Source organism: uncultured Bradyrhizobium sp., assembly GCF_936943645.1.
In the GTDB taxonomy this organism is placed as follows: Bacteria; Pseudomonadota; Alphaproteobacteria; order Rhizobiales; family Xanthobacteraceae; genus Bradyrhizobium.
The window spans coordinates 45,491-60,333 of sequence record NZ_CAKZJO010000054.1; the positions used below are offsets into that span (position 1 = coordinate 45,491).

Genomic DNA, 14,843 nt, shown 5'->3' on the forward strand with positions numbered 1-14,843 from the left:
AGGAGCGCGACCATGACGAGGTATTTGAGCATAGCTGCCGCCCTGCTCGGACTGGCCGCGGCGATCATCGCGGCGGCGTATTGGTGGAAAGCCAGCCGCGTGGCCATCCGCAACAGCGCGGCATCGATCTCGGATGTTCCCGAACTCTATATCCAAAGCACGCAAGTTGCGTTCAATGAGTCTTCTCGGCTTAATGCCTATGCCGCGGTATGGACCGGGATTGCCGCCGTTCTATCAGCTGGTGCCGCCGTGCTGGGGGTTCTTTAAGGCCAACGATTTCTCATCGCTAAGCTGCTTGGCCGCCTCGATGAGACGCGTCATTCCCTCTTTGAGCTGCCTGGTGGATAGATCGCGATCCAAAAGCCCGTGGCTTTCGAACAGCACCAAGGCGCCTCCAATCACGCGCTCAGCCCAATAGAGACACTGCGGCGCGTACTGGGTCACCTCGGCATCGAAGGGCGAGAGCGAACCATGCGCGAGCTTAGACCGCATGTCGTACGCATGTAGCATCTCTTTGTTCACTTCTTCGAAGGTACCGTCTCGCTCCGGGTCGAAGCACAAAGCGGCGGCTCGGGTCGAGACCTCGCTCGCAATATCGATGTGTTCGCCTGTCATGACGAGCGCTTCGAGGGCCGTGACCGCCTTGACTATTTGCGCAGCGGGTGACTCTTCCCGTACTGCATCACCAAACCAGCCTACCGCATCGGTTAGCCGCGTTGCCAATGGGCGCTTGACGGCCGGATTCGTCATCGGTTCGATCGCCTTGCCGGCCGCGCTTATCAGGAGTGGGGCAGTCTCTCGTTCGAGCAAAGCATTCCACCCTTCATGAAATCCGACCGCAGACGTGGCGCTCCATGAGGTCGAAACATCAACACTGCCGTCTAGTCTGAGCGTAATATGGGCGCGCCGATCATTTTCCATGCGCGGACCGCCGACCATCATGCGGTCGGTGTGGTAAGACCCGAAGATGACATGGATAAAATTGAGCGCGGCGGTAACCGCGAGCTGGCCGCGCATTTTGGAAACGCCGGCGTCACAATTGAGGATCTCGACCTGGCCGACCCACGTGAACCCGTCATAATAGTACCGGGCGTCCTCCAGCAACCCTTCCTCGACTTTCATACTTTTGGAGCCGTCCCCGCGCGCATAAGCGTCCAACTTCTCACTCATGCGCTCGTTGAACTGCTTCGTAGTCAAGAATGTCACGGGCCCAACCGAAAAGCTGTCGGGCTTGGCCGCATACATGAGTCGGCATGGCAGATAGTGGATCGTGTCGGCCCGGTCGCGCTTGGCGGCCTTGACCGCTGAGGACATCGCTTTCTCGACGTTGCGCTCGTCGATCGGCAAACCGTCTTTAACAAAACGATCCACGATGATCTGCCGAAAAGCGCGGTAAACACGGTCCAGCTCAAGCGTTCCCCCAGCGTCACTGTTGAGGAGCGCTTGCTCGGCGAGATGCCTGACACGGCGGACACCCGCGGTGCTACAGGTCATGTTTCCGCGGCCAGCAGGGTGCGGCAAATCTCCCCCGACATCGCTCCGGGATAGGTTCTTGAATTCCCCGGGCGGGGTATTCGAGATCAGCTTATGAACGCGCTCGCACTCTTCAAAAACGAAGGACAAGTCTTCGACCCAGGCAGCTTTCTTATTCGGCTTCGGCACTTTTCGAGACCTCTCGTTGCCCGGTGCGCCATCAGCCTTGCGTCGGGACCAACAAAACCACCCAAGTATCTCCTTAAGGATGCTGCGTACGTCGATCAGGTCGACCTCCGCGCCATCGATAGGCTTGTTTGCTTCTCCATCGCTATCACCGCCGGTTACACGATGAGCAGGCCAGTTGGCCCTTTCGGATCGAAGCGACGATGTTACCCTTGGTGCGGCGAGTAACGTGGCTGCGACTCATACAGCGCCAAGCGTACACCGTTTGGGTTCCAGTGTACTTCTTGTCCAACAAACCAAGTCCGTGCTCCTCTCCCCAGCGACGAAGTTCGCCAATATCCAGCCTTCGGTTGCCTGCGCAGGAGGGACACCACGCCCCGTTCCGAATTCGCCATGGCTCTGCCAGCCATGTGGGATGTCCTGGCACGGCGCATTTCCATTCATGCCGCTCGCCTCCCAGATAGCGCTTCGAAACAAGCAGGCCGCCACGATCAACCGCGATTGCCCGCAAGTCATCGAGTTCAGCACCGAAGAGTTCAGCCTTCGGCAATCGCGCGGTCTCATTCAGCCCGGCCGCCAGCAAGGAACGCGCGACGCTCGCGAGCACGTTCTCTGGCGGGAACGGCCGCTTAACCGCCGCCACCTCAATCAGGGTCACGCCGTTCGCAAGACATGCCGCCCGCTTGAGCGCGTCAGTCGCGCGTACGCTCGCTTGTTCATCGTGATGCGGCCCCTGATACTCGAAGGCGAGCCCACGCTTCTCCGAATATCCGTCTAGTTCGAGCTTGCGTCCTGTTGCATGCGCAAGCCACGGTGGCCGGGCCTTGGGGAACACGTCGCTGAACGTTGCTTCGAAAATACCCCGAACAATCCGCTCACCTTTTGGCCCGCAATATGGGCACCAGCTACCGGAATGGATTAAGCTGTTCGCGTCGACTTCCCACTCATGTGCATTGGCACATGCGACGCGCAGACGCGTTCCAAGGCCTTGCCATTTGTTGCGCCCCACGATCTTAACAATACGGCCGCCGCGCGCAGCGATGCGCCCTTCGACAACGGCTCGCGGGACGGCTGGCTTGGGCGGGTACAGCTTTCGCCGCACCGCGTCACATGCCGGGCACCAGTTATTTTGGTGCACCACGTTTGAAATGGCTGCGCGAAACGGCTTATGCGCCGCGATGCTGCACTTCCACGCTACCCGTGTGTGCGAGGAAACCGACTTCTCCGCGAGGCAGGAGCCGCCAAATCGCTCGCGCGCGATGTTGTTCAACTGGGCGAGCGTCAAGAATTTTTCCTGTTGGCGTTCCGCGTGGTCTTCGAATTTGCACTTTGGACACCAACGCCCTTGCCGGAGATTATCCGCTGTCACCGCGAAGAAGTGGCCTCGATCACACCGAACGCGGATTTTGGTCTTGGCGGATACGTATTTCTTCGACAGCAGCATACCACCGCGTTTCTCGACGCGTTCCGCTATCAAATTCAGGAACGCGCTCTTATCCGGCCGCGCTTTCCATCCTCCATTCTTACGAGCATGCTCGACAAGGCATGTCGCGCAATTCGGGCTGCTTACATACCGGGGAGCAAGATGGCCCCTGCGGCAGGGCTTGCCCGTGAAAAACCGGTCGATGCCGAGCCGGATGGCCTCGGCGCGGGTCTTGGGAAGTTTTGCGAATTTAGATCGCATGGGAAGGATGGGTGCCGCTCATTCAAACCGCTCACTCTCAGCTCGATCTTCCTGCAGCTCTCGCTCACGCTGCTTGGCGATAGTCTCGACCAGTTCCGCCCGAAGCTCTTGAAATGCAACCAGCAGCTCTGGTCGGGTGCCGATCTCCAGCTTTTCCAGCAATTGCAGCCGGGATTCAAATTTCGAAGCGAGCGATCCGCTCCAGCTCCGAGGCCAGAGGCGTGACTTGATTTCGTTAAAGATCAAGACCGGATCGGGCGCGCGCGCCAAGAGCTGCGCGGCGATGGGGCGCCACTCGTGCTGTGCCTGCTCGTTCACACGATCAAACAGGAGCGCAATGCCAGCCGCAAAAGGAAACCGCACCTTTGGGTCTTTTTCGGCCCATTCGAGCAACGTTGCGTCGTCGAGCACACTCAATGGATGGCGCCCATGCTCCATCGTCTCGTGAATCAATGCGATGCTTTTTCGCCGATCCTTGTCATCGCCACTAGCAAGCTCGTCGAGCATGGCCACGGGGTGCCGCTTGAACAAGGCCTTCAATAAATCGTCTTGTTCCCAGCCATAGGCATCATAGCTGTCCACCGCCGCTTTCATGTCCCGCCACAGTTTTTGCGCGACAGGAGCGCCGGCCGGCCCGACCAAGCACTTCGATGAGACGACCCCGAGCTTGTAGTCATCGTGGTCGGCTTGGTTGCCGCGTCTCTTGAAGGTATATTGCTCAAGCAAGATGCGGCCGGCCTCGACGGTTTCCGGTAGCGGCTCACGTTTGGCATTCCCATCTGAGTGGAGCCGCATCGATAATATTTCGAGGGCAATCCGGTTGCCGTCCGGCTTCGCTCCAATGGCGAGCATCAGATCCCGGAAGTCAGGTCCCGGGATCGGCTCGCACACGGCGCCGTAGACCAGCACGAAGAAATTGCCAACCGGAGCCTTCCCGAGCGCCAGTGCCGCCAGCAACCGACGCGCTCCGACTGCATCGATTGGTATACTCGCCTGAAGGTCGGGGAACCATTCGCACAATACGGGGTGAGTGACAGCCTCATCAAGAAACGCATTCGTTGTTGTTAAGTCGATCCCGGCGAGGCCGTGCAAAAACCCTTGCAAAACCTGCATGTTCGGTTTTTCGGCATCTTTGAGCGCGCCCGCAAGCTTGTCCCAAATCGCTCTTGGTGAGGACGCGCCGAGACCGAGGCCACGCCCGAAACTCGATAATTTGCCTGACCCGCTAATTAGCTCTGACAGCAAGGTTGACAATGCTTCATCGTCCGTCGCGACACTTTTTCCCAGCTCTTCGATGGTTGCGGCAGCGCGCGCCATTCGCTCGGTCGTGGAGGCTTCGTCATCGTCCTCATCTTCGAAGTCTTCGAGGTCGAGGTTTCCGTTCCTTTGCCCAAGAACCATTCCGCGCACACTGTTCACGAGGTTCTTTGGACGCAAATAGGCTTCTAGCGCCGTCAACCGGTCGCGGCCTGCTTCCTTCAGGGTATTCCCGTTGGATTGCCGAGTCTGACGCGCGGCTACCCAGCCATCGCGCCAGAAACCGTCGCCCGCCGCCGCCTTCGCAATACGCTCAAGGGCATCGTACCTGCTGACATGCGTCCAAAGCCCACGAAACTTTCCAGCAATTGCTTTCCGAACGGGAGCCGCCATAGCGCTATTGCCAAGCGCAAATGGCTCGGCAAAGGTCAGCACCTGCTCAAACCAATCTCCGACTTCCGCACCGTCTTTCGGGTGGTGCCCGAAATCGCGCGAACGGCCACCGAACTCAAATGGCGCGTATGGAGTGAAATGTTGCGTTTTCATCGCCGCTTCTAGGCCTTTCAGGCCAAGCTGGCGTTCGACACTTTTATCCGACTTCAGCAACCCATACAGCACCTTCAAACGCATCGCGAGCGGTGCGTGGGTTCCCGAAAGCACAATGGAGAAGAGGGGCGTGAAGGCACGAACGGCCTCCCCGTCGACATTGTTCTCATCAAGCACCTCGGCAAACTTGCACAACAATTTCGCCGCCCGTTCAAACAATGCAGAGTCATAAGCCAACGCATGAACGAGCCGAATGTAATTCCCGCCAACGAGAAGCTCTTCCTTGCTGGCATTGCCGAATACCGCTTCGAGCGCCGCCAGCGTCGCCTCGGGAAAGACGGGCGCGACATTCGTGAACACGCCACGGCCGAGCTCGTTTAGGTTTACGATATTGGCGAGCATGCCGCCGGGACCAAGCCACCCCTGTACGATTGCTTGCGCCTGCTTACTGCCGCTCAAATATCCCAAGCGTCGTGAGAAGGAGCGGAGCAAACGTGCCGATCCATTAACAAGCGCGCCTTCGATCACGCTGTAGGGAATATTCTGGAGCGCCCTCTCCGCAAGGCGATTCGCGATGGCGTGGGGCAAGATGGCCCGCCACGGCCCGCGCTGCTGCAAAAGATCGCGGCGCTTGAGTTCGGCGACTGCCGTGAACACGTCCTGGGCGCTTTTTCCAATCACACCGCCCAGCACCGGTAGCTCAGCTTCTTCGCCCGACAGAAGCTCGCCCTGAAATGAATAGACCAGTGAACAGGCCTCAGCGATTTTCTGGAGATCAGCGTCATGTTGGTGGCGCTGCTGGAAGAGGCGCGTAAACAGCTCGGCGCTGTTGAGGCTCGAAATCGTCTCGGACTTCTTCACGGTGCTGGCAACCGCTAGCGCGATGCGCGCATTTCCGCCCGAGAACTCTGCAATCGTTCGCGCGTTGATCTGCGATACATCCGCAAATCGCGCGCGTACGAGCTTTTCGATGAGTTCAGGCGACGATGTCTCCAAGGAAAAGACATCCGTGCCTTCCGGCTGATCTTCGCGGATGTCGTATTCAACCGTGATGACACTGATCGTCGTTCCGGAGGCTTGAGCGACGTCGGAAAGCTGCTTGTGAATCTCGGGCGGGCAGTTGTCGATCACGAGGATCGCGCGCGTTCCCGAAGCGATGAGATCCGATGCAAGGCCGCGAGGTTGAGGATCGGGGCCATCGGCGATGTCGGTATAGATGGCCAACGACGGATCGAGTGCATTCGCGCCAATCCCGGATTCAAAGAGCGCTTCTACGAGGCGGGTCTTTCCAACGCCCGAAAGGCCAACCAGCCGCACGACTTGCCCGGGGCGTCTCAGCGCATCCCGAATCCGGTTGATGCCCGCAACGGCTGACAAGCCGTCGCCGTCATCCTTGTTGCCGGTTTTTATCCGCGCTTTGTCATCAACGAAGTAGGTCTTGTCCGCTCCTGCGGGCACACGTGACCAGCCGCCATAGGAACGCCAGCCGGGCACCGATTTTCCGACTTTGGAACGCGCCCAAGGGATAAGACCAGCATGATCGCGCACCCAGCTGGCGACCCGGTTCCGGTCATAAAACTCTAGATGAAGCTTGGTGGCGTCCGGGCAATCTTTCACGGCCTCCGCCATTGCCTGTCGCCGACTGCTGAGCGCTGCATCCGCCGTCGACCCGGTCGCGCTCACAATAACATAAGCCCCCTCCGCCGTCGCCAGCTCGGCGATCACCGGGCGCAGATCGCCACCTGGCCGCATCTCCTTTGTAATTTCAGAGGCTGGCATATCCGGCTTCTTGACCTGAAAGCCTGTAGCCGCTCTCGGGACGAAGCCCGCGATGGCCGTTCCGGGGGCCAAGGACACCCGCACATCGAGCCCGCCATCCTTGGCCGTCTGATTGCCGCCCCAGGTGACGGCAGAAACAGGCAGGTTTGCGCGTCGCAGTTCCGCCTCGCACAAGAGGCCGATCAGCGTCCGCAGGTCCTCGTCATCGAGTGCTGCGATGTCATCGCGCGTGATTTCAAACATAGGTTGAAAATAAGAAGGACCTGAAACTACGTCAAACAGCCCTGCGGGATTGGAGCAATTCTCCACAGGCCGCTTCGTCATCCGCCTGAATTTGTTCCTTGATTCCCACCGGCCCTGGCTAGCGACTGCCCCGTCCATCGCCAAATCATCAAGACCAATAGACCAAAGACTACTTTGGATCGGCGATCCCTCGGAGCAACTCTATGTAGGCTGCGGCGAGCGGCGAGCCGATGGCCTCTGCCGTCCTCAATATCAAGGCGGCAGCAAACGCCTCGTCATTGCCCGGCTTGGTCAGCACGCTTCGAATATCCGGTATGCTGATTATTGGACGAGAGAGCCTAAAGCTCTCGTGCTCAACGATCCTTTCCCACTGTATCCGCATCCACGTGGCGACGAGAGGAACGAGGATACCTTTGAAGCCGGACTGGCGGGCGCGCTCGAAAAAGCGCAAGCCAATTTCCCAAATGCGCCTAGGCTCGACGTGTTCTCCAGTCCGGAGCTGCTTCATTGAACTCAGCACCACCATATCGAGGGTGCCGTTTGGGTTACCGTCGCGCTTCTCGAACACCGCTTTTCCAGGAAACGACGTACCAAACGTTGCTTGCAGCGCTGATTGAAGCTCCGTGGCCGAGTCAGAACGCCCCGTCAGAAACGCCGCCAACTCGAACGCCACGATGGCGTCCGCAGCCTGCGCCTCGGCGGAGACGCTGAACGGCCTGTTGAGAGCCGGAATCTCACCGCGAGGCGGCGCCATGATATCAAATGTCTCTCGCCAAGATGGGCCATCCGCCTCCACGACAGCAAGGCCAGCCAAATAGCCTTCCAGATGTTTGGCAAAGCCGCCAGCATCGCCATTGCGAATGTGGTACGCCAACCTTCGATTGCCGATCGTGATTTCCATGAAAAGAATCGGCCCAAGCTCCAGCTTTGATCGCAACGATGCTGAGATTCCCATTTGCCGACCTGATGAGATCTCGGCTTCGGCAAGCATGTACCACGCAAGATCAAGAGGACCACACGGTAACTCGACAATCGAAGCAGGCGGCTCTGGATTGCTGCACGAGCCCGGCAGCATCATGATGGGTTTTCCATCGATCAATGTGACCCGACCGTCAGTCTGAGTGTCGAGCCACAATACCGTGTGGCGCGCGACCCGATGACAGTACGCTGCTCGACGGCTAGCATCCGGATCAAGCTTCCGAAGCTCATCCAGGCATTTTGACATTCCCATGAGCGCATCATCGATATTGCCCGCCTCATAAGCGGCAACCGCTCCATCGGCTATCAGGCCGACGGCCATTGCCTGCATGCCGTCCATGTCAAGCTTTGCAGCCGCTTTCTGTGCCTCGCCAAACCATACCTCTGCCTGTTTCCAGTCGCCGATATTGGCCGCGCTGATAGCCGCTTCGCGCATCACGAAGGCTCGATCGACGGCGCTTGTCAGTCCAATGCGGTCGCCAATCCGCCGGAATATCTCGACCGCACGCGCGTTATCCTTGTGGCGCCAATAGAGCTTGGCGCGCGCCCGCTCAAGGACGACATCGCTGCCCAAAAGAGAGCTCCCTTCGTCGAGCACAGCATGCGCGCCTGCGAGGTCGTCCATGTATTCATCGAGCATAACAACACGCGCGACGACGCATTGGATGGCAAGGTCACGCATACCCCATTCATGAGCCAGTTCAGCCATATGCTTGAAACGTTCGGCAGCGCTTCTAGCGTCGAACGCGCCGCTGCTTTGTTCCCTGCTCCAAGGACCGTTCACCAAAATTGCGACGTCGTGATCGGGGCGCTCGAAACTTGATAGCCAAAACGCCCGTTCTTCCTTTGATACACCGTCCAAAGCGTCGATGATTTCCTGAAGACGCTCGACCGTCGGAAGACTTGCCGAGCCAACACTGAACAGGTTTCCAAATAGGTTTCCGTCCTCACGGTGCTTCCGATGGAAATTCTCGGTCACTTCCTCAAGGGCTGGAGTGGTCTCTGCAAGAACCTTGAAGCGCCTCAACAGCGTAAACCAATTCGGAAGGTGCGCGGCAATCCCGATGGTATTGAGCACGATACCGAGGCTCATGGACTCCAGAGCATTCTTGATTTCCTCGTCGCTTTCGGCTGCGATTTCGCTCTGCAGTGCGATCGCGCAGGCCTTCATCGCCGGGCCATCCTCCTTGATCGCCGCAAGCTTGAATTGCGCAAGTCGAAGCATCACGGAAATCGCCCGGTTCTCATCGAAAATTGGTTGATCCGTCCTCAGAATCGGGAGCATGAAGAAATGCTCTGCAAGCAACTCTGTCGTCTTTTCGTCCGCCTCAAGCACCGCGTGCGCCATCGCCATCAATCCATGCGCTGATCTTGCGATGAAGGCATGTGTTAGAATCATGTTGGCGCCAAAGGGATCGATAACCCTGCGCGCCAACAATCGATCGACAATCAGCGCGTGAACATCGGTTTGTTCGATGGCGGTGAGCATTCCCTGCCCGGCATTCGTGGCCAAGGGAGAGACCCGGTATTGCCCGGGAGCCACGACCTCAATCCATGGTCCGACCAACCTGTCGAGTTCTTCGCCCGCATGGGGCACACGCGGCTCCAACGAACCTAAGCTGAGGGCAATATCGCGAGTGAACCGCCCGATCACGAGCGTGAGACGGTACAGGAGCGCCCGGGCCTCCGCCGAGAGTGCGATAGCCATACCACGCCGCGCCGCCTCTCGTTCAGCTTCAACGTCGTCCGACGAGAATCCCTGGATGACAATCTTTTGAAATTCCTCAGCGCGCCAACCCCGGACGGCCATACCCATTACAAATGCATGGACCAACTGAGGATGGCCTTGTGCACCCGCCGCGAAGGCTATTGCACCCCACTGCCCGGGGCTTCCACCGGCGGCTTCAACAATGCGGCCGGCATCCGCTTCCGAGAAATAAGGAACGTTTAAGACCGCCACTGCACTGGAGCCAAGCTCGGTGAGCGTCTTTTGGGATGGGGTGCGATAGGCCGTAACAATTGCGGTGCGATCGCGTCGCCGAAGAGCTTCCAAACAGCGCCCAAAGGCGACACGGGCGTAGGTGTTCTCAAGGCAGTTCAAATCATCAAAGATGATGCCCTTGACGTCCAAGCCACCAAGCCGTCCAAGCAGCATATCGAGCCTACGCGCCGCCTCATCCGGCGCGACTTCCCGAAGATCGAGCAAGGCATAGTTTTCTCCACTCGCAACGTCGCGAGCGACGAGCGACTTGCCCAAGCCGCTGCCGCCGATGAGAAATGCGTGGCCCGCCGAGGCCAACGCTTGACGAACGGCCGTTGACAATTCGGGTCGCGGAATTGTCCCCGCTGGCTTCGGCAACTCTCCCAACGCAGCGAGCCAATCGGTATCGCTCGTTGAAATAGGAACCTTACCTCCATGCACCCCAGCAACGTCCAACAGCCCCGGCACGGCTTGAAAAATCGCCTGCGCCACTTGGTGCGACACAACTGTCTGTGTTGCCGCGTCTACCACCTCGTAAAAGTCTGCTCGTCGCAACACGCGCTGCGACATCTCTGGCAAGATGCTCTTTTGAAGAACGCGATACAGTATCGTGTCTGCTAAACGCCGCGCCACCATCGAGGCCAGGCTAAATTTCTCGCGCCCAATAACGATTAGGCGCTCTTCAAGCTCACGCAACACGCCACCTAAATCAGGCTGGCTACAATCCCAGTGAATCTTCTGAATTAACTCGTGGCGCAAAGCCTCATCGTCTCGCCCGCCAACAAAGCCCGCGACCTCTTTCGCGAAGCTGCTACCCGTCAAGGCTCGCCGTAAGGGCTCGATCTCGGCGCCCGCAGCCGCTTTCCGCCAATAAGCAAGGCCTGCTTCACCTCCCGGGCGATCTTGTAGCTTCTGTTCCGTCCCGATGGCGGAGGTGGTCAGATAATGCAGTTGGACATCAAGGCTGGGATTCTTCGATTTAAGATCAACAAAAGCTGCGATGGCATCGCGCACGGCCCCCGTATTCAACGTGACTGAGCCGGAAGCTGCCGTGTCCTTCACCTGCACCGCTTTGAGGGCATCGCCCGCAACCGTGGCGTAATCCTCCGCAACCTCCAAATAGAGCGCCGCCGATGCATCAAGGTCGATCCAGGCGAGCGCGGCCACCGCGATCTGGTAGGCGTAACCTCTCAGCGAGGCTACAGCCTGCCGTGCGGTATCTCCCACGGGAGCGCTGTCCCGCGCGGTGCCGGGCGTAAAGGGGCCTTGGTCTTCTGGTTCCTTAGTCAAGTTTCACGAATGCCGTTGCGAAAGTGTGACGACCGTACTTTTGGCTGTAGAGGGGATGAGTTTCAACCAAAATTCGCTAAGACGCATTTGAGCTTCGGCATCACTCGTCGAAATCGTTCGTGAGTCGCTCGCCGGAGGCACTCGCACGAAGGGCTGCCGCTTCGCGGCACCGCTATCACTGCCCGTCGCGCGGGTGCCTGCACGACCGGTCTCGCGACAGCACTCGCTATCGGGTCCCGCCGTCATTGCATGCCGGCGTCGCTATCACTGCCCCGAAAGCGGGTGCCATCTTTCCCGCCGCCGCTTCGCTCTGGCGGTGCGGGTCTGACCTGCTTGCCAATACAGGCCAAGCTGATCGGCCTTCATCCGCCGCGGTCATGCTTGGGGCGCTCGCCGGAACAGCTCATATACTTGCTCGCGCAAGCGATCGTCGGCAGCTCCCTCGGGGTCGAGGAACGCGATAACACGGTCGGCTTGTACCTGAGAATTGCGCGGCAAGGCATTCACTTCGGACAGCTCTCCCGGCGTGAGAAAGCGGTGCAGGTGATTGTGCGGATTCGGAGGCACTTCCCAATTCCGCAGCCAGTTGCCAAGCAAGGCATTCCACGACATGCGCTTGTCGGCTTTCTTCTTGCGCACATACAAGGCATCGTAGTCGCGGAGTGCAACAAGGCTCGGCGCATCCAGTTCAGCCGTCATCCACGCATGAAACTGTTCGGTTCGAGCCCGATAGGCTGCAAAGACTTTACGGATATCGATCTTCTTCGGCTGCGCCTCCACATAAGATTTCATCGGCTTGTATTGCGCTTTGAAGCCGTCCCGATGCTCTTCGATAAGGCGCTCCAGCTCGGCGCGATCCAGCATGAACGTTGCTGATGCGCTTTTGGTCTTCGAAGCCCCGATGATGGTCCAACCGGCTTCGACCATATGAAGATGGTGCAGGAGGATACGAAGCCCTGTAACAAACTCATGCAAGCCGTCGTTGCCGAAGATTTCCGCACGCTTGGCGGCGTAGTCGGGAAGTGCGTGCCGCTTTGTCACGCGGCGCGCATGCTCGACCAATGAAAGCGCGGCGTTCGCGGTCGCGAACAGCTCTTTTTGAATGATCTTCTCGAATTCTTCCGCCCGATCGCGATGATTTGGCGCGGCCCATCCATCGGACAGTGCGAAAGCCTGGAAGCTGTCGATCGCCGCTTGCAGGTCGTCAAAGCAGTGCTGAAGGATGGAAAGGCTCGTACGGTAGGAGTCACGGCGCTCGGCGAGCGGATAACCGCGATGATGCCGCATTACGTCACCGAGCTCGGTGATGAATACACGCTCGATCGCTGCGGCAAGTTCCTCTGGCAAGGGAACATCGCTGGCCGCTATGTCGAGACAAAGCATCTCGCGGGCTGCCACCTCGCGCTGCTTCTGTTTCCTCTCGAGTTCGATCAACAATTCGACGTTCAATTCCATCCTAGACACTCCCGAACAAATCGGCGAGGCATCGCGCTTCGGTGACCTACTTCACAGTCGCCAAGCGAAATTCGAGAGAAGCTCGAACCGCAGCTTGCGGGATACATGATCCCGATGGTCATGCCATCCCGTACGTTGAACCAAGCGTCAGCAAACATCGACCAAAATGAGCCACGACTATTTTGCTCCACTCGCCGAGAATGCATTTTTAACGTGCTATCCTGAATTTCACAGGAAGTTCATCCTGGCGGCCGTCTGGCGCCGCCTTGAGGCCCGCATTATCTGCGAAGCCTGGTTCTGTGACCCCGAAGCAACACTCCCGGCCAATTCGCCACTGGCTTCCCTGAACCGAGTTCCAAACCCTGAGTTGAATCAGCTATCGTTAACCATTGTTTTTGACGCTTTCGGAGCGAGTTTCCCTCAAACTTCCCGGAGTTCGCCGAAATGGTTTCGGTCTCACGCAACGCCGCCATGACCCCTCCGGAAGTTACCATCACCGCCGAGCAGCGCGCCAGCGCGCCCCTCGATGACCGTGAAATTCACGTTCTCGCGACGACGTTCGGCGTCGCCGGGAGCGATCTTTCCGTTGGGCCTCACCCGCTCGATACCAACCTCGATGCGCTGGCGATCAAGTTCCGCCACGGCATCAATTTGCCATCGGCTCTGGCAGCCTTCTTCAATTCCGATTTTTATGATGTGCCAGCAGCGATCGACAGGCTCGACCTTCACTACACCCCCAATCGCTTTGCCTACATTGATCCGGACGATTTCGGGCTCCGGCTGTTCCTGTCCGTCCCAAGGGATGACCGCGCCGCGATGATTGGTAAGATCACTGGCCGCTCAGAAGACATCGGCTATGTGATCGAACACCCTGAAATCCTTTTTATGATGCGGCCGAACCCGAACTATCGCAAGGCGCGGCGCGAGCTGGAGCAAGGTTACTTGCCGGCGCTCTGAGACTGCTTGATCTTCTCAAAAAGCGCGGCAATCCCGTATTTATCGGTCGATGGATTCTTCCCACCCTGATGGCCGTAGTAGAATAAGTCTTCCATCCACTCGCGATAGGAAGCTGCAATATCTGCGTTGCGTATATACATATGCGACGCCGCCTGCCTGGATCGCTCTGTCTTTCGAATCGTCTTGAAGATGTGATCGCCGATCACGAAGTAGTCCTTCGACATGGTCGCCACCATGCGCGTCACGTCGAACTCGCGATCAGCCCAGTCCAGTTTCTCGCGCTCCCGCGCGATCTTCCAGAAAATTGCCAGGCGGTCCGTTAGCTCCTTTTCCAAGAGATCCACTTCGTCGTCGGTGTACTGCAAGATCAAGCGCAATCCACCGCGCCTACCTTCAAGCGCAAGCTCCGAAAGCCTTTCGAAGAATGGCCGATTGATCTGAGCAACCCGGTCCCGCGTCGGCTGCGATCCGCCGTCCGGTTTCGCGAACAGGTTCAGGTGCGACGTGCAATAGATCGGATCAAGGAGGCTCGCGCTTTGAAGGTCGGAGACAAGCCGCAATCGGAATTCCGCAAACTCCACCGCATTCCCGAATTTCTTTATCTCGAAGTTAGACGGAAGAAGCGATACGGTCTCCCGCGCGATGCTTCGCGCGAAGGAATCGGAGGAAGCGCTGTCCGCCCAGACTGCTTTTCCGACTTCATCCGTGATCCGCTTGGCAAAGGGTTCGGGGGACTCTCTAAGCCAGTCCGCCGCTGTGTCGCAGAGAATCACAATCGCGACGGCGATCGGGAGTACAAGGGTGAGAATGGCCACCAGGATGATGTGATCCCGCTCGTGGGATTCGGAGCCTGGGTGCGTGTAGTCGTAATACACAATGGCCCCTGCCGCGATCACCGTCGCCAGGCCGAGGGTTAGCGTCATTCGACGCGATAGGAGCCTCCAGGCCGCAACAAAAAATGCCTTCATGAAAAGCGTTTTCCTCCCCCAAAGGAACGCGAAAAAACGTCTTTTT

8 protein-coding genes are annotated in these 14,843 nt (G+C 58.4%); 2 read left to right on the forward strand and 6 right to left on the reverse strand.

Annotated elements, in window-relative coordinates; all coding sequences use genetic code 11:
* Positions 1-12: 12 nt before the first annotated feature.
* Positions 13-267 (forward strand): hypothetical protein, encoded by a 255-nt coding sequence (locus Q0743_RS13555; protein WP_298242040.1) that lies wholly within the window; start codon positions 13-15, stop codon positions 265-267.
* Here Q0743_RS13555 and Q0743_RS13560 read toward each other — a convergent pair.
* From Q0743_RS13560 to Q0743_RS13580, 5 genes are all read right to left on the reverse strand, one after another.
* Positions 235-1,662 carry a HEPN domain-containing protein gene (locus tag Q0743_RS13560; RefSeq protein ID WP_298242041.1) on the reverse strand — a complete coding sequence of 476 codons (1,428 nt, stop codon included), beginning with the start codon at positions 1,660-1,662 and terminating at the stop codon, positions 235-237. The genes Q0743_RS13555 and Q0743_RS13560 overlap by 33 nt on opposite strands.
* Before the next feature lie 145 nt (positions 1,663-1,807).
* Positions 1,808-3,343: a hypothetical protein gene (locus tag Q0743_RS13565; RefSeq protein ID WP_298242042.1), complete on the reverse strand. Its 1,536-nt coding sequence runs from the start codon at positions 3,341-3,343 to the stop codon at positions 1,808-1,810.
* Between the two features lie 18 nt (positions 3,344-3,361).
* Positions 3,362-7,249 carry a hypothetical protein gene (locus Q0743_RS13570; protein ID WP_298242043.1) on the reverse strand — a complete coding sequence of 1,296 codons (3,888 nt, stop codon included), beginning with the start codon at positions 7,247-7,249 and terminating at the stop codon, positions 3,362-3,364.
* A gap of 88 nt (positions 7,250-7,337) precedes the next feature.
* The gene (locus Q0743_RS13575; protein WP_298242044.1) at positions 7,338-11,354 is read right to left on the reverse strand and encodes a hypothetical protein; all 4,017 of its coding nucleotides are present in this window, start codon (positions 11,352-11,354) and stop codon (positions 7,338-7,340) included.
* A gap of 438 nt (positions 11,355-11,792) precedes the next feature.
* Positions 11,793-12,872, reverse strand: coding sequence for a hypothetical protein (locus tag Q0743_RS13580; protein WP_298242045.1), 1,080 nt, complete (start codon positions 12,870-12,872; stop codon positions 11,793-11,795).
* 444 nt (positions 12,873-13,316) lie between these two features.
* On the opposite strand from Q0743_RS13580, the gene Q0743_RS13585 reads away from it, so the two are divergent.
* Positions 13,317-13,829: a hypothetical protein gene (locus tag Q0743_RS13585; RefSeq protein ID WP_298242046.1), complete on the forward strand. Its 513-nt coding sequence runs from the start codon at positions 13,317-13,319 to the stop codon at positions 13,827-13,829.
* On the opposite strand, the gene Q0743_RS13590 is transcribed toward Q0743_RS13585, so the two are convergent.
* Complete coding sequence (locus Q0743_RS13590) at positions 13,811-14,797, reverse strand: hypothetical protein (RefSeq protein WP_298242047.1); 987 nt, start codon at positions 14,795-14,797, stop codon at positions 13,811-13,813. The two genes, Q0743_RS13585 and Q0743_RS13590, sit on opposite strands and share 19 nt — an antisense overlap.
* Between the last annotated feature and the right edge of the window lie 46 nt (positions 14,798-14,843).

Coding starts and splice junctions, on each gene's coding strand:
- Q0743_RS13555 (WP_298242040.1), top strand. CDS start 13: ATGACGAGGTATTTGAGCATAGCTGCCGCCCTGCTCGGACTGGCCGCG.
- Q0743_RS13565 (WP_298242042.1), bottom strand. CDS start 3,343: ATGCGATCTAAATTCGCAAAACTTCCCAAGACCCGCGCCGAGGCCATC.
- Q0743_RS13570 (WP_298242043.1), bottom strand. CDS start 7,249: ATGACGAAGCGGCCTGTGGAGAATTGCTCCAATCCCGCAGGGCTGTTT.
- Q0743_RS13580 (WP_298242045.1), bottom strand. CDS start 12,872: ATGGAATTGAACGTCGAATTGTTGATCGAACTCGAGAGGAAACAGAAG.
- Q0743_RS13585 (WP_298242046.1), top strand. CDS start 13,317: ATGGTTTCGGTCTCACGCAACGCCGCCATGACCCCTCCGGAAGTTACC.
- Q0743_RS13590 (WP_298242047.1), bottom strand. CDS start 14,797: ATGAAGGCATTTTTTGTTGCGGCCTGGAGGCTCCTATCGCGTCGAATG.